The organism is Enterococcus sp. AMC1251, assembly GCF_058216535.1.
Genome location: NZ_CM177098.1, coordinates 3,401,511 through 3,418,138 on the forward strand (window position 1 = coordinate 3,401,511; position 16,628 = coordinate 3,418,138).

Consider the following 16,628-nt stretch of genomic DNA (forward strand, 5'->3'; position numbering starts at 1 on the left):
ATTGATTTCAAGCCTTTTGCTATTTAATTATTTATTCAACTCATTCAACGCATCTTCAGCAGCCATTTGTGCTTCAATATCAGAGATACTGTAAACATTTTCGCTCGCTACGCCAACTTCTTTTGGTTCCATATTACGGTAACGAGCCATACCAGTACCAGCTGGGATGATCTTACCAATGATAACATTTTCTTTCAAACCAAGTAATGGGTCTTTTTTACCACGGATCGCAGCATCTGTTAACACACGAGTCGTTTCTTGGAATGACGCAGCAGATAAGAAACTATTTGTTTCTAATGATGCTTTTGTGATTCCTAGTAAGACTGGACGACTTGTTGCAGGAACGCCACCAGCTACTAATGTGTCGTAGTTACGATCTTTAAATTCAGCGATATCTAGTAATGTACCTGGTAAGATTTCAGTGTCACCTGGATCCATGACACGAACTTTACGAAGCATTTGACGAACCATTACCTCGATATGTTTATCGCCGATTTCCACCCCTTGCATACGGTAAACACGTTGTACTTCACGCAATAGGTAGTTTTCAACTGATAAAACATCGCGAACTTGTAATAATTGTTTAGGATCGATCGACCCTTCCGTCAATGGTTCACCACGATGGATCGTATCGCCTTCAGCAACTTTCATACGAGCTGTATAAGGAACTGTATACGTACGAGTATCAGTTTTCCCTTTGATCGTTACTTCTTTTTGACGTGTTGCAGGATCTTCTGAAATATCGATCACTTCACCGGTAACTTCTGTGATAACTGCTTGTCCCTTAGGATTACGTGCTTCAAAGATTTCTTGGACACGAGGTAGACCTTGTGTAATATCATCTCCGGCAACCCCACCTGTATGGAACGTACGCATTGTTAACTGAGTACCTGGCTCTCCGATTGATTGAGCGGCAATAGTACCAACTGCTTCCCCAACTTCAACACCTGAACCAGTTGCTAAGTTACGGCCGTAACAGTGTTTACATACGCCATGTTTCGTGTTACATGTAAATACGGAACGGATCGTTACAGTTTCAACACCAGCATCAACGATTTCTCTTGCAAGATCTTCTGAAATCAGTTGATCTTCGCCAATAATCATTTTACCAGTTTCAGGATGCATCACTGATTTACGAGTATAACGTCCAAGTAAACGTTCTTCTAAAGGTTCAATGATTTCATTTCCTTCACGAATGGATTGGATGACTAGACCACGGTCAGTTCCACAATCGTCTTCACGAATAATAACATCTTGGGCAACGTCAACTAAACGACGAGTCAAGTAACCTGAATCGGCTGTCTTCAAGGCTGTATCGGTCATCCCTTTACGAGCGCCATGGGTAGAGATAAACATTTCTAAGACAGAAAGTCCTTCACGGAAGTTCGAGATGATCGGCAGTTCCATGATACGTCCGTTCGGTGCGGCCATCAGTCCACGCATACCAGCAAGCTGAGTAAAGTTGGAGATGTTACCACGGGCCCCAGAATCTGACATCATGAAGATTGGATTTTTAGCATCCATACTTTCAATCAGTTTTTGTTGAATTTCATCTTTAGCTTTGTTCCAAACAGCAATAACACGTTCATAACGTTCGTCATCTGTAATTAGACCACGACGGAATTGTTTCGTGATATTTTCTACTTGTTTGTGGGCATCATCAATGATTTCTTGTTTCTCATGCAATACCATGATATCAGCGATACCAACGGTCATCCCAGCATGAGTCGAATGTTTATACCCCAAGTCTTTCATTCTATCAAGCATCTTAGAAGTTTCAGTGATATGGAATCTCTTGAAGACTTCAGCGATGATATTCCCTAAGTTTTTCTTCTTGAATGGTAAGACTAATTCTTGCTCTTTAATGTGAGTAGGAATATCTGTACCAGCCTCTACAAAATACTTGTCAGGTGTTTGCACCGTTAAGTTGTAATCTGTTGGTTCATTCAAATATGGGAATTCTACAGGCATGATTTCATTAAAGATAATCTTACCTACAGTTGTGATTAGGATACGTTCTTTTTGCCAATCTGTAAATGGTTTGTCGCCAAGTAATGTTGTTTGAACACCGATACGTGAATGTAAATGCACGTATCCATTACGCCATGCTAAAACAGCTTCGTTCATGTCACGGAAGATCATGCCTTCCCCTTCACGACCTTCTTCTTCCATTGTTAGGTAATAGTTTCCTAAGACCATATCTTGAGAAGGGGTTACAACTGGTTTACCATCTTTTGGATTCAAAATATTTTGAGCAGCTAACATCAGCATACGTGCTTCTGCTTGCGCTTCTTCGTTCAATGGAACGTGAACGGCCATTTGGTCTCCATCGAAATCGGCATTGTAGGCTTCACATACTAATGGGTGAAGACGGATTGCACGACCTTCAACTAACACTGGTTCAAAGGCTTGAATCCCCAGTCTGTGAAGTGTAGGTGCTCGGTTAAGCAATACTGGATGCTCTTGAATCACTTCTTCTAAGATATCCCAAACTTCATCTTCTCCGCGTTCGATTTTACGTTTTGCATTTTTGATGTTTGTTGCAATTTCGCGTTGAACTAATTCACGCATTACAAATGGTTTGAATAATTCAATTGCCATTTCTTTAGGCAACCCACATTGGTACATTTTAAGGTTAGGTCCTACGACGATAACTGAACGACCAGAGTAATCCACACGTTTACCCAATAAGTTTTGACGGAAACGACCTTGTTTCCCTTTCAACATATGAGATAAAGATTTTAATGGACGGTTACCTGGTCCTGTAACAGGACGACCACGACGACCATTATCGATCAACGCATCGACCGCTTCTTGCAACATACGTTTTTCATTTTGAACAATGATATTTGGCGCATTTAAATCTAATAAACGTTTCAAACGATTGTTACGGTTGATTACACGACGGTATAAGTCATTCAAATCACTTGTCGCAAAACGTCCACCTTCTAGTTGAACCATTGGGCGTAAATCTGGCGGGATTACAGGAATAACATCCATAACCATCCAGCTCGGTAAGTTTCCAGAAGCACGGAATGCTTCTAAAATATCCAAACGACGGATCGCACGTGTTCTTTTCTGACCTTGTGCTGTTTTCAAATCTTCTTTCAAACCAGCAACTTCGCCATCTAAATCAACATTATCCAATAATTGTTTAACCGCTTCTGCACCCATTGCAGCAGTAAAACCTTGACCATATTGATCACGTTTATCGCGGTATTCACGCTCTGTTAATAATTGTTTTTTCTCTAAAGATGTATCTCCGGCATCAATTACTACATAAGATGCAAAGTAAATAATTTCTTCTAAGGCACGAGGACTCATGTCTAATACAAGCCCCATACGAGATGGAATACCTTTGAAATACCAGATATGTGAAACAGGTGCTGCTAACTCGATGTGTCCCATACGTTCACGACGAACTTTAGAACGAGTTACTTCTACACCACAACGGTCACAAACGATACCTTTATAACGAATACGTTTATATTTTCCACAAGCACATTCCCAGTCTTTAGTTGGGCCGAAAATGCGTTCACAGAACAAACCTTCACGTTCAGGTTTTAACGTACGGTAGTTAATCGTTTCGGGTTTCTTTACTTCACCGTAAGACCAGCTTCTGATCTTTTCTGGAGAAGCTAAACCTATTTGCATACTTTCGAATTTATTTACATCGATCAAAAGGGATTCCCTCCATTCAATTAGTTAGAAAAGCTGAATGAGCTATTCACCGTAGTTTGGAACTAGAAACAATTATGTTAATCTTTCTAGCTCTTAACTAACGGATTTCATTGTCACTTTATACAAAATGTAAAACAATTAGTCTTTTGTATCTTCAGCAGTTTCTATTTCTTGTTCAAGCACTGCATCAGCTGCTTCTTTCGCTTCCGCTGCTTCTTTTTCTAATTGTTTCGCTGATTGTTGTTCTGCGAATTTTGTTAGGGCATCAACGGTGATCAAGTCATCATCATCATCGTCCATATCACGCAATTCGATTTCTTGTTCTTCAATGTCTAATACACGCATATCTAATCCAAGTGATTGTAATTCTTTTACCAATACGCGGAATGATTCTGGTACGCCTGGTTTTGGAATTGGTTCACCCTTAACGATTGCTTCGTATGTTTTCACACGACCAACTACGTCATCAGATTTGTACGTTAAGATTTCTTGTAGTGTGTAAGCTGCACCGTATGCTTCCAGTGCCCATACTTCCATTTCCCCAAAACGTTGTCCACCAAATTGAGCTTTACCTCCAAGTGGTTGTTGAGTAACAAGTGAGTATGGTCCAATAGAACGGGCATGTAATTTATCATCAACCATGTGGGCCAATTTAATCATATACATCACACCAACAGAGATACGGTTATCAAATGGTTCACCTGTACGTCCGTCATAAAGAACCGTTTTCGCATCACGAGCCATACCCGCTTCACGAACTGTTTCCCAAACGTCATCATCATTGGCGCCATCGAATACAGGTGTTGCAATGTGGATACCTAACTGACGAGCAGCCATACCCAAGTGCAATTCTAGTACTTGTCCGATATTCATACGTGATGGTACCCCTAATGGGTTCAACATGACATCGATTGGTGTGCCGTCTGGTAAGAATGGCATATCTTCTTCCGGCATAATGCGGGATACAACCCCTTTATTACCGTGACGTCCAGCCATTTTATCGCCTTCGTTGATTTTACGTTTTTGAACAATATACACACGAACTAACATGTTTACGCCTGGAGATAATTCGTCTCCAGCTTCACGAGTAAAGATTTTCACATCATGAACGATCCCGCCACCACCGTGAGGCACACGTAGAGATGTATCACGAACTTCACGTGCTTTTTCACCAAAGATTGCATGTAGTAAACGTTCTTCAGCAGATAACTCTGTTACCCCTTTAGGCGTTACTTTCCCTACTAATAGGTCGCCATCTTTGACTTCTGCACCAATACGGATAATCCCCATTTCGTCAAGATCTTTTAATGCATCTTCTCCGACGTTTGGAATTTCACGCGTGATTTCTTCAGGGCCTAATTTAGTATCGCGAGCTTCTGATTCATATTCTTCAATATGAATAGAAGTATAAACATCATCTTTCACCAAACGACGGCTCATGATGATCGCATCCTCGTAGTTATACCCTTCCCAAGTCATGAATCCAACAAGGACGTTTTGACCTAAAGCCATTTCGCCTTCTTCCATAGAAGGTCCGTCTGCTAATGTATCGCCTTTTTCAACTTTTTCGCCTAAAAGAACGATTGGACGTTGATTGTAACTTGTACCTGAATTTGAACGACGGAATTTTGTTACCATATATTTATCTAATGCGCCATTGTCACGGCGAACGCGTACTTCTGATGCATCCACATATTCAACGACACCATCATGTTTACATAGTAAAGCGGCACCCGAGTCATGTGCTGATTTGTATTCCATACCAGTTCCCACAAGTGGTGAACGAGGTTGGATCAAAGGCACAGCTTGACGTTGCATGTTGGCTCCCATCAAGGCACGGTTGGAGTCATCGTTTTCCAAGAAAGGAATACATGCTGTAGCGACTGCAACTACCTGTTTAGGTGAAACGTCCATGTAATCGACTCTATCGATCGTCACTTCAAGGTTTTCACTTTGCAGGCGAGCCATTACTAATTCTTCAGCGAATGAGCCATCTTCATTTAAACGTGAGTTTGCTTGCGCTACGATGTAGTGATCCTCTGTGTCAGCAGTTAAGTAATCCACTTGATCGGTTACTTTTCCTGTTGCACGGTCAACACGACGATAAGGCGTTTCAATAAAACCAAATTTATTGACTTTGGCATAACTTGACAAACTATTGATCAACCCGATATTTGGTCCCTCAGGTGTTTCGATCGGACACATACGGCCATAATGGGAATAGTGAACGTCTCGAACTTCATAGCCGGCACGGTCACGAGTCAAACCACCAGGTCCTAAGGCAGATAGACGACGTTTGTGTGTCAACTCACCTAGAGGATTTGTTTGATCCATGAATTGTGATAACTGAGAAGAACCAAAGAATTCTTTGATACTTGCAACAACAGGACGAATATTGATCAATTGTTGTGGTGTCAATGTTTCAGTGTCTTGAATCGACATTCTTTCACGAACCACACGCTCCATACGAGCTAAACCAATGCGGAATTGGTTTTGTAGTAATTCACCAACTGAACGAATACGACGATTACCTAAGTGATCGATATCATCCACGTTACCGATGTCTTCTTGTAAGTTAAAGAAATAACTCATTGAAGCCACGATATCTGCTGGACGAACTGTTTTTACACTTGTATCAGGGTAACCATTACCGATGACGTTGACGATGCGTTCTGGATCTTTTGGAGAAAGAACTTTGATTACTTGAACCGTCATTGGCTCAGTAACCACACCATCTTCACTTGGGTAATAGGTTACGCTGTTTAAGCCGTTATCGATATGTTCACCTAATGTTTCCATTACTTGGTGAGTCAATACAGTACCTTTTTCAACAATGATTTCACCAGTTTCAGCATCAATCAATGTTTCTCCTAAAGTTAGGTTCAATAGACGAGTTTTTAGATCTAATTTTTTGTTGACTTTGTAACGACCAACGTTCGCTAAATCATAACGTTTCGGATCGAAGAAACGAGCGTTCAGCAAGTTACGAGAACTGTCGGCTGTTTTTGGTTCGCCAGGTCGTAGACGCTCGTAAATGTCTTTCAAGCCTTCTTCAGTACGAGAATCGCTCGCGTTTTTGTGTAAATCTTTTTCGATTGTATTGCGCAGGCTTAATGTTTCACCGAAAATTTCAAAAATTGTATCGTCAGAGCCAAAACCTAAGGCACGAACTAATACAGTCAAAGGAATTTTACGTGTACGGTCAATACGTACGTAAGAGATGTCTTTCGCATCAGTTTCCATTTCTAACCATGCACCACGGTTAGGGATCACTGTTGAGCCAAAGCCTTCTTTACCATTTTTATCTACTTTTCCATGGAAATAAACACCTGGTGAACGCACTAATTGAGAAACGATAACACGTTCTGCACCATTGATGATAAATGTTCCCATTTCAGTCATTAGAGGGAAATCACCGAAGAATACTTCTTGTGATTTGATTTCTCCAGATTCACGGTTCGTCAATCGTAGAGTAACATGTAACGGTGCAGAGTAGTTTGCATCATGCGCACGCGCTTCTTCTACCGTATACTTTGGTTCTTTTAATTCATAATCCACAAATTCCAAAGATAAATTCCCTTGAAAATCATCGATCGGTAAAATGTCCTCAAACATTTCTCTTAGTCCTTCATCTAAAAACCATTGGTAAGAGTCTGTTTGAATCTCGATCAAGTTGGGTAATTCCAACACTTCACTGATCCGGGCGAAACTTCTACGTTCGCGGTGTTTTCCGTATTTTACTACGTGTCCAGCCAAGCTCTTCACTCCTCTAATTAAAAGTCTATCAAAACACTAACCGAAAATATTTCTTTAATATTACAAATATTAAATATCTGTAATATTGAGCATTTTTTGCAGTTTTTAGGCAAAAAAAAACCAAAAATAGAATGTGCTCTTGAAAATTTCTCGTGCGTCTCTACTTTTGTTTCCCTATTAAAAACCGGAACGGACAATATTTCGCTCCTGCTTTGTCATTTTTCAGATAGTTTTTGCATCTTTACATTGTACTTTCTTCTATAGTAAAAGTCAAGGGTTTTCGGAAACGTAAAATATTCGAATTCCACAAAGAAGACACCCGATAAAATCGAGTGCCTTCTTACATTTTCTAAAAAAACGAGCTTATTTAACAGTTACGTCTCCAGTTACTTCCGCGCCTTCTTTATCTAATGTAGCAGAAGCTTTATATTCTTCTTTTTCAAACGTCACTTTACCATCCACTTTTGTTCCATTTAAAACAAAACCATCTGCTTTGACTAAAATATCCCCTTTAACCATTCCGTTAACGATATTAAAGTTTTCTGTCTCAACAATTAATTCAGGAACAGTTAATGTGTATTCATCCGTCACTTTACGGTCTGAGTCTTGTGCATATAATGCTAATTTTCTATAAATATCGCCGGATTCTTCACCTTTATCATGAAATTCTCCTGAAACAGTCACATCTTTATCAAAAGAAACGTCTGCCGTTGCCGCAACGATCCAGTTCCCCTCTTTGCCTAACGCTTTTTCAATTACTTCTGGTTTATCACTGATTGATGCACCACTTACCGCGTCCATACTTGAGCTCATTGACGTTTCTTCTGTTTTACTATCAGATGAACTATCTTTAGAAGATTTATCATCGCTGTTACATGCGCCTAATACTAATACAGTTGCTGCTAATGTACCAAGTGTAACCAATTTTTTTGAAATCATATACATCCTCCTAATTTTTTGCTATCTATTTTATCAATTAAATTTTAGCATGAACTCAAAAAAATTCACAAAGATATCTACTTTAACTTGTAGCCGATCCCTACTAATTTAAAAAATTCACAAGTTCCCTTTATTTTATCTATTTTCATTTCTACTCACCACACAAATGTTCAGAAAATTTAAAATAATCTGTTGACAACTTGTTACCCTTTCAATTATACTGAATATAATTCAATTTGCGGAGGGATTTTTTATGATATATTCAATCAACCCACAACTGAATAACGCTTACTTTAGCTATTTTAGATAGTTTTGTATTCATGAAATCATGGGTACAAACAGCAAAAACCTGTTTTTGTATCTATTGATGGCTAGAGCGCTTTGTACTGAACAAACAGCCACGTAGACAATCCTAAGTGGCGAATAAAGAAGTGTTTACCTACGACTTTTATCAATCCATTTAGGCATACTGTCTGAATGGATTTTTTGTTTTATTAACTATAATTGGAGGAATCAAGATGAAAAAGAAACTAGTAGGACTAAGTATTGTCTCAGCAGTAGCATTATTGGCGCTTGGCGCATGTGGCGATGGCAAAAAAGCAGACAACGGAACAGATAGTGACAGTAAAAAAATCGGTGTGTTACAACCTGTTGAGCATGGCTCACTAGATGCTGCGTTTGAAGGATTCAAAGAAGGTTTAGCGGATAATGGCTTTAAGGATGGCGAAAATCTGACGATTGAATACAGCAACGCCCAAAACGATCAAGCCCAATTAAAAAGCATGAGCGAAAAATTAGTTAAAGGAAAACCAGACCTACTTTTAGGAATCGCAACACCTGCCGCGCAATCATTATTGAACGAAACGACGGATATTCCAATCCTAGTCACAGCAGTTACTGACTTAGTCAGCGCTAAATTAGTCAAATCAGATGAAAAACCAGGTGGCAATGTTACAGGAACAACCGATATAGTCCCAATCGACAAACAAATCGCCTTATTATTGACTATTGTTCCTGATGCTAAAACTGTGGGAATTATGTACAACGCAGGGGAAGCGAATTCTAAAATCCAAGCTGATATGGCTGAAAAAGCCTTAAAAGAAGCTGGGATCAAAGCAAAAATTTTAACGGCAAATTCAACGAATGACGTACAACAAGTAACGACAAGCTTAGCAAAAGATGTCGATGCCATTTATATCCCAACAGATAATACTTTCGCTTCAGCCGCTGCTGTTATCGGTGAAGTAGCCAAAGAAAACAAAATCCCTGTCATTGCAGGTTCAATCGAACAAGTCGAAGAAGGCGGTTTGGCAACTGTGGGAATCGATTATAAATCACTAGGCAAACAAACAGGTGTTATGGCGGCGAAAATTCTTAAAGGCGAAGCAAAACCTGAGGACATGCCTGTTGAAAAAGCGAAAGACTTAAAACTTTTCGTAAATAAAGACATGGCAAAAGCCTTAGATATCGATCCGGATACTATCAAAGCACCCTAATTGAATTTTTCCCGCACTTCAATCAAGAACTGCGGGAAATACATAAATATTATTGAAAGAAGCTGATTTTATTGTTAGACATACTACTATCCTCAACATCACAAGGTCTTCTTTGGTCGTTACTTGCCATTGGAGTCTTTCTAACTTACCGTATTTTAGACATTGCTGATTTAACAACAGAAGGAAGTTTCCCTTTAGGCGGTGCTGTGGCTGCAGTCATTTTAGCAAAAGATCCTACTACTTGGCCAGCGCCGATCCAATCTTTATTTGAAATTCATTATATGATAGCGCCGATTTTCGCATTACTTTTTGCTTTTATTGCTGGCATGTTGGCAGGTCTTGTGTCAGGACTGCTACACACCAAATTAAAAATCCCCGCTCTATTAGCCGGAATCATCACAATGACTGGACTTTACAGTATCAATTCACGAATTATGGGCGCTCCAAACATTTCTTTGATTGGGACAGATTCAATTTTCTCTCATGCTCAGTCATTAGGTTTTACTAAAGTCAACAGTGCGATAGTTGTCGGCTCGATCATTGTACTTTTAGTCATCGTTTTACTTGTGCTATTCTTTAAAACAGAAATTGGTTTGGCCACTCGTGCAACTGGTGACAACATCGACATGAGTGAAGCCAACGGAATCAAAACAGACACTATGAAGATCATCGGCTATATGCTTTCAAATGGTTGTATCGCTTTATCTGGTGCTTTACTTGTACAAAATAATAACTTTGCTGATTTGAATTCCGGCATTGGAACAATCGTTATTGGCCTTGCTTCAATCATCATTGCAGAAGTTCTCTTCAAAAACAAATCACTAGGTTTGCGTTTGATCACGATTGTGGTTGGGGCTATTTTGTACCGATTTATCCTCGCTTGTGTGTTAGAACTGCGTGTTGATCCGGCAGACCTAAAATTATTCTCAGCAATCATTCTGGTCATCTGTCTCTCTTCACCTCTGATTCAAAAAAAATTAGGCTTTTCTAAACTAGGAAAACGTAAAGGAGGCACAAATTAATGGAGCCTGTACTAACAATCAAAAACTTACACCAATATTTTGAACGCGGAACAGTCAATGAAAACCATGTATTAAAAGGAATTAATTTAACTATCAATCAAGGGGAATTCATTACGATCATCGGTGGAAATGGCGCTGGTAAATCTACTTTGCTAAACAGTATCGCTGGAACGTTACCGATCGAAGAAGGTCATTTAGCTTTAAACGGCAAAGACATCACAAAACAGCGTGTCGTCGCCCGTTCAAAACAAATCAGCCGTGTTTTCCAAGATCCTAAGATGGGGACCGCTGTTCGTCTAACGGTAGAAGAAAACATGGCACTTGCTATGAAACGTGGAAAAAAACGCGGTTTGGGAAATGGTGTTCGCAAAAATGACCGCAGTTTCTTCAAGAAACAATTAGCCAGCTTGAATTTAGGGCTAGAAAATCGTTTAGGTTCAGAAATTGGTTTACTATCCGGCGGACAACGTCAAGCAATTACGTTACTCATGGCGACCTTGATTCGTCCAGAATTGATTTTGCTAGATGAACATACTGCAGCACTTGATCCTAAAACATCAATCACGGTCATGGAGCTGACTGAAAAATTGATCCAAGAGCAAAATTTAACGGCATTTATGGTAACACACGACATGGAAGATGCAATTCGTTACGGCAACCGCCTAATCATGCTTCATCAAGGTCAAGTCGTAGTCGATGTACCTGCCGATCAGAAAAAAGATTTGACTGTCAATGAATTGATGGAAATGTTCCATAAAAATAGCGGCACCGAATTAAAAGACGATCAATTATTGTTAATTTAAGTAAAAAAGGAGTTCGAGCGCACCATGCACTTGAGCTCCTTTTTTTATTTAGAGGCTATTAACCACCGATTAAAAAGTCTAAAACATTCCAGCCATCTGATGTTTGTCCACGGTATAATTCCGTAAATCCGCATCTCGTACAACTGACTGTAATAAATTTTTTATTTTGTACATCAAATATTTTCGCAAAGTTTCCTCCTGTTGCTTGAAACTGATCCGAAACATAATGTTCATTTCCACACTTATCACAAATATACTGTTGCTTTTCCATTCTTCCCCACTCCATCTCTTCATTATATTACTAAGATATTATTCTTCGTTCCTACCTCATAAGTATAGCAAGCTTTCAAAAAGAAATCATACATCCTAAGAAGGATTGTTTCATCCTCTTTCAGGCGTATTGCGGTTGACCCGTCTTCCTCTCATCAGATACAATGAAACTACTATAAAGGAGCGATGTCTATGTCTACGAAAAGTCAGGTGTTAACTTTATTAATGAAACAAGCACCTGCGTTTATTTCAGGTGAAGAAATGGCGCAACAACTTTCTTTATCTCGAACAGCGATTTGGAAAGCAATCAACGAACTAAAAAAAGAAGGTCATCTTATTTCCAGTAGCCGAAATAAAGGGTACTGTTATGATAAATCAGACGTTTTGTCCGCTGAGGGGATTCGTTTAGCTTTAGACCCTACAACACCAAATCTTTCAATCACTGTTCTAAATTCTTCAGAGTCTACAATGAAAGATGCTAAGCTAGCCGCAATCAACGGTGAACCCAATAATACATTGATTATAGCAGATGTCCAAGAAGCTCCCAAAGGACGATTCGGCCGACCTTTCTTCTCAAAAGCGGGTAGCGGCATCTACATGAGCATGCTGCTAAGACCAAACCAAAACTTTGAAGAAATGGCGCAATATACCGTGATCATGGCAGTAGCAATCGCCCGTGCAATGGATAATCTCCCCCACGTACAAACTGAAATCAAATGGGTCAATGATATTTACATCGATGGAAAAAAAGTCTGCGGGATTTTATCGGAAGCAATGAGCGATGTAGAAACAGGCCAAATTTCCAACGTCATTATTGGTATGGGCATCAATTTTTCTTTAAAACAAAACGAATTCCCAGAGGACCTAAGAGAAAAAGCAAGCTCTTTATTTCCAAAAAAAGAACCTACAATTACAAGGAATGAATTGATCGGAGCAATCTGGAATCAATTTTATAGTATACTGAATCAACTGCCTGAAGAAACTTTTTTAGAAGAATACCGCCAAAAATCATTTGTCCTTGGTAGAACTGTTTGCTTTGCACAATCAGGTGTTGATTATGAAGGAATTGCCACAGCAATCAACGAGCATGGCGAACTAGTGGTGAAGCTCCAAGATAAAACTGAAAAGGTGCTCTCTTCTGGAGAAATTAGTTTAAGTAAAATAAATCCGACGATTTAGTTTTCTCACCAAACACAAACCTTAAGATTTCCTTAAGAAAACATCATTTTCCCTTACAAGTATTTGCTCTATATTTCATTTATGTTACATTTACATTGCTAATAATACGAATGTTACAAAAAAAGGAGAATGGTTATGAAAAAATTTGTTTTTTGTTTGGTTGTACTATCCTTTGCTCTACCTATCACAAGCATTGCTGAGGAAACGCTATCTAAAACGGAGGATTCAAAAATTGAAAGTTCTTCGGTAGCCGATTCAACACAAGCTACCGAAGAAAGTTACACAAAAACTGTGGATAGCAGCTTTTCTTCCACAGTAAATTCAAGTGCCACAGAATCATCCAGCACAGCGGCAACTGCTTATGGAGATTTTGTCGATTCAACGCTAATTGTTTCGCAAGGCGAAAAAGTAACTGCAGAAATGTTGCATGATGATGCTTCATCTCATGGAGCTGCGTATAGAGAACTCAAGCTTTTGGAAGAACCTTCAACAAAAACTTTAGGTAAAAATAGAGTAAAAGTCAGCTTCATGATTTATCCTTTAGAAGAAGGTCAAGGGGAGAAACAAAAAGTTACTCTGGAGATGGGCTACACTGTAATCAAAGCCGCTCCATCCTACGATATCCAATTTATTTCTTATAATTCAGAAAATAATGAGGTTAAAGGCAAAGTGCTTTCTACCGATGGCGGTTCAACAAAAGGCTTATCTATTATTGGTTATAGTGTGGATAGCCTATTAGGCCTAACTGCTGCAACGATCAAAGAACTTTATCCATTAACAGTCCCTAGTCATTCGACTACAACAGACGCTGAAGGTTCCTTCACCCTTCCTTACCAAGAGAACTTTAGTTTCGCTGCGTTCAATTCTGAATCAGGTGACTACTCACCAGTCTACACATTGACCGATAAAGCCTTTGCAGGAGCAACTGGAACCACAGATACTTCTAAACCAGTGAAAAATACTGAGTCATCTTCTGAGAAAAAAGAAGAGAAGAAAAAAGGTCTATTCCCACATACAGGAGAAAAGAAAACTGTGTACTTTTCAATTGTTGGTATTGCCATTATTTTATTAGCTATACTATTTCTATTCATCAAAAGTAAAAAAAATAAAAAGTAGTTTATGAAAAAGGGTTGTTAAAATAAATCGTAAAAAAGAAGAAAGCAAAGTCGTTGTTGGTACAACATACTGCTTCCTTCTTTTTATTTATATTTTTTCTAAAACAATCGTCAGCAGTAATCCTAATAAATAGCTACCATTAAAAGCCATCAAGTTTTTTATCGAATAGCCAAAGCTTTTAGGCTGTGGCAACTCTTTTTTAAACGCCTGAAGATTTTTCCAAACAGCTGGCAACGATAAAAATACGGTTAAAATCGGCCAGCGATATACACCAAACGGTAATCCAATCAAAGTAACGGCATAGCACATCAACATCAATAGTTGAAATAAAATCACGCCTTGCTTTCGACCAATGTAATAAACCAACGTGTACCGATGATTCTCAATGTCTGTATCTAAGTCCCTCAAGTTATTCGCTAACATGATATTCGCAATCGTAAATACCATCGGCAACGAGGCCCAGATAATTGCACATACTGCCCACAGATTTCCGTTCAAAGTGAATGTTCCCAAACTCCAGTCAAGCATCAGATAAAACGGACGACCCTCCTGAACATTCAAATAAATTGTCATCGCAAAAATACCAAGTCCCATGGTAAATCCGCTAAACACCTCACCTAAAGGCATTCGAGAGAGCGGGATCGGACCAAATGTGTAAAAAATACCAATAAAACAGCATACACCCCCCATCACCAAAAATAACCATCCTGTTTTAACAGTTAAAAAGAGCCCGATTGCTGCTGAAAAAGCGATCATTCCAAAGATCATATTTCTAACAAAAACTGGAGCAATCCCAGAACTGCCAATAATATTTTCTTCATATTTATATATTTCAGACTTCGCTTTCTTAAAGTCCATATAGTTATTGATCGCTGTTGTCGCCATATCAAAGACGACCATCCCAACAAAAAACAAGACTGTGTATCCTAGTTGAAACTGATCAAAATAAGCAATAGAAAATAATACCCCAACTACAAACGGAAAAAAACTTGCTAACTTTGTTTGAATTTCTACTACTTGTAAAAATACTTTCAACGACATATCCGTTCTCCTTATTTCAGATTTTTACGATCACCCATCGTATAACCTGAATCTTTTCCTAACTCAAAATCATTTTCAATGTCTTTACTTACAAACACTTCATCCTCTTTAGTAACAAAAATTACGTCAACATCTTTTAATCCTTCTGCATATTCTAAGCCTTTTTTAACCCCCATAGAAAATACCGCTGTAGATAATCCATCACCATCGATTGATTCATTCGTCACCACTGTGACACCAGCAATATCGTTATCAAAAGGATAGCCTGTTTTGGGATCAAATAAGTGATGATATTTTTCACCATCCGCTTCCAAAAAGCGCTCATAGATGCCAGAAGTTACTAACGTCTTGTTACTTTCTTGAACTGTTCCAATTACTGAATTGCGTGCTTTATTAGGATCTTGGATCCCAACATTCCAATCCATATCCTTGCCGCGAGGACTATGGCCTAGGACATAAACATTTCCACCTAAATCCACGATCGCAGTGGTTACATCATTCTCTTTTAACACTTTTACAACTTCGTCTGTTATAAATCCTTTGGCAATCGCACCTAAATCAAGTTGCATACCTTTTTCTTCAAGATAAACGGTTTTATCTTCATCATTTAATTTCACTTTATGATAATCAACTAATTTTAACGCCTGGTCAATTTCTTCTTGCGAAGGTTTGCGTGCATCATCAAATCCTATATGCCATAATTGTGTGATTGGTCCAATAGCCATATCAAAACCGCCAGAAGAATCTTCACTATATTCATACGCTCGTTTCAACAATGGATAAACATCATCAGAAACTTTAACTGGTTTGATCCCAGCTTGTTCATTGATTGCATCTATTTCTGAGCCTTTTTCATTTACAGTGATTTTATCGCCTAATTCTTTGACACGAGCAAAGGCTTTTTCTAGTACATCTTCTTTACCATCGTCATAAATTCTCACCTGGACATATGTTCCTAATAATGATTGCTGATCCGAATAAGGTTCTTTATTAATTTTCGACTCCTTAGCTTTCGAATTGCATCCTGCTAGAATAACTAAAAATAATGCTACTATTAAAATGATCAGTGATTTTTTGTTTTTCATTGTATCCCTCTTTCTGAATAGAAAATTATCTTATTTATAGTAGCGCTTTTTCTCATGAATGGAAAGGATTTTCTATTTATTGGTTGCATTTTTTAGTGAATAACAGACAACGTTTCCTTTGAGAACATTGTACCGTGTGAGTCAAGACAATAGAGCAACGCTCCTTCTGGTCACCAAGTACTGTTCAGCATCTGCTCTACGAAGCAATCAGAGTGTTGAACAGCAAAAAGCAGAATCCAG

The 16,628-nt window shown here is 38.8% G+C and carries 11 protein-coding genes; 5 read left to right on the plus strand and 6 right to left on the minus strand.

Features of this window, described 5'->3' with window-relative positions:
- Window positions 1–27: 27 nt before the first annotated feature.
- The 3 genes from rpoC to AC4BBR_RS16115 all read right to left on the minus strand — a co-directional run bounded on the left by rpoC (window position 28) and on the right by AC4BBR_RS16115 (window position 8,376).
- Entirely contained in the window at window positions 28–3,681 is a 3,654-nt protein-coding gene (gene rpoC, locus AC4BBR_RS16105; protein ID WP_490460477.1) for a DNA-directed RNA polymerase subunit beta', read from the minus strand.
- Between the two features lie 138 nt (window positions 3,682–3,819).
- Complete coding sequence (gene rpoB / locus AC4BBR_RS16110; RefSeq protein ID WP_490460478.1) at window positions 3,820–7,437, minus strand: DNA-directed RNA polymerase subunit beta; 3,618 nt, start codon at window positions 7,435–7,437, stop codon at window positions 3,820–3,822.
- Window positions 7,438–7,800: 363 nt separating this feature from the next.
- A complete protein-coding gene (locus AC4BBR_RS16115; RefSeq protein ID WP_490460479.1) occupies window positions 7,801–8,376 on the minus strand; it encodes a polymer-forming cytoskeletal protein in 576 nt (191 codons plus the stop codon).
- 518 nt (window positions 8,377–8,894) lie between these two features.
- Here AC4BBR_RS16115 and AC4BBR_RS16120 point away from each other — a divergent pair.
- From AC4BBR_RS16120 to AC4BBR_RS16130, 3 genes are all read left to right on the plus strand, one after another.
- Window positions 8,895–9,872 (plus strand): ABC transporter substrate-binding protein, encoded by a 978-nt coding sequence (locus AC4BBR_RS16120; RefSeq protein ID WP_490460480.1) that lies wholly within the window; start codon window positions 8,895–8,897, stop codon window positions 9,870–9,872.
- 71 nt (window positions 9,873–9,943) lie between these two features.
- A complete protein-coding gene (locus AC4BBR_RS16125) occupies window positions 9,944–10,894 on the plus strand; it encodes an ABC transporter permease (RefSeq protein ID WP_490460481.1) in 951 nt (316 codons plus the stop codon).
- Window positions 10,894–11,697 (plus strand): ABC transporter ATP-binding protein, encoded by an 804-nt coding sequence (locus AC4BBR_RS16130; protein ID WP_490460482.1) that lies wholly within the window; start codon window positions 10,894–10,896, stop codon window positions 11,695–11,697. The genes AC4BBR_RS16125 and AC4BBR_RS16130 overlap by 1 nt, the downstream gene beginning before the upstream one ends.
- 58 nt (window positions 11,698–11,755) lie before the next feature.
- Here the strand turns inward: AC4BBR_RS16130 and AC4BBR_RS16135 are convergent, their stop codons facing one another.
- Complete coding sequence (locus AC4BBR_RS16135) at window positions 11,756–11,968, minus strand: zinc ribbon domain-containing protein (RefSeq protein WP_010762199.1); 213 nt, start codon at window positions 11,966–11,968, stop codon at window positions 11,756–11,758.
- A gap of 191 nt (window positions 11,969–12,159) precedes the next feature.
- On the opposite strand from AC4BBR_RS16135, the gene AC4BBR_RS16140 reads away from it, so the two are divergent.
- Entirely contained in the window at window positions 12,160–13,146 is a 987-nt protein-coding gene (locus AC4BBR_RS16140; protein WP_490460483.1) for a biotin--[acetyl-CoA-carboxylase] ligase, read from the plus strand.
- A gap of 135 nt (window positions 13,147–13,281) precedes the next feature.
- Window positions 13,282–14,262, plus strand: a complete 981-nt coding sequence (locus tag AC4BBR_RS16145) for an LPXTG cell wall anchor domain-containing protein (protein ID WP_490460484.1) — start codon at window positions 13,282–13,284, stop codon at window positions 14,260–14,262.
- Window positions 14,263–14,349: 87 nt separating this feature from the next.
- Here the strand turns inward: AC4BBR_RS16145 and menA are convergent, their stop codons facing one another.
- The gene (menA, locus tag AC4BBR_RS16150) at window positions 14,350–15,303 is read right to left on the minus strand and encodes a 1,4-dihydroxy-2-naphthoate polyprenyltransferase (protein WP_490460485.1); all 954 of its coding nucleotides are present in this window, start codon (window positions 15,301–15,303) and stop codon (window positions 14,350–14,352) included.
- Between the two features lie 11 nt (window positions 15,304–15,314).
- Window positions 15,315–16,388: an FAD:protein FMN transferase gene (locus AC4BBR_RS16155; RefSeq protein WP_490460486.1), complete on the minus strand. Its 1,074-nt coding sequence runs from the start codon at window positions 16,386–16,388 to the stop codon at window positions 15,315–15,317.
- Window positions 16,389–16,628 lie beyond the last annotated feature (240 nt).

Bases quoted from the DNA above. Each gene is read 5' to 3' on its own strand.
- AC4BBR_RS16155 (WP_490460486.1), bottom strand. From the start codon at position 16,388: ATGAAAAACAAAAAATCACTGATCATTTTAATAGTAGCATTATTTTTA.
- AC4BBR_RS16130 (WP_490460482.1), top strand. From the start codon at position 10,894: ATGGAGCCTGTACTAACAATCAAAAACTTACACCAATATTTTGAACGC.
- AC4BBR_RS16145 (WP_490460484.1), top strand. From the start codon at position 13,282: ATGAAAAAATTTGTTTTTTGTTTGGTTGTACTATCCTTTGCTCTACCT.
- AC4BBR_RS16135 (WP_010762199.1), bottom strand. From the start codon at position 11,968: ATGGAAAAGCAACAGTATATTTGTGATAAGTGTGGAAATGAACATTAT.
- AC4BBR_RS16120 (WP_490460480.1), top strand. From the start codon at position 8,895: ATGAAAAAGAAACTAGTAGGACTAAGTATTGTCTCAGCAGTAGCATTA.
- AC4BBR_RS16140 (WP_490460483.1), top strand. From the start codon at position 12,160: ATGTCTACGAAAAGTCAGGTGTTAACTTTATTAATGAAACAAGCACCT.
- menA (WP_490460485.1), bottom strand. From the start codon at position 15,303: ATGTCGTTGAAAGTATTTTTACAAGTAGTAGAAATTCAAACAAAGTTA.
- AC4BBR_RS16115 (WP_490460479.1), bottom strand. From the start codon at position 8,376: ATGATTTCAAAAAAATTGGTTACACTTGGTACATTAGCAGCAACTGTA.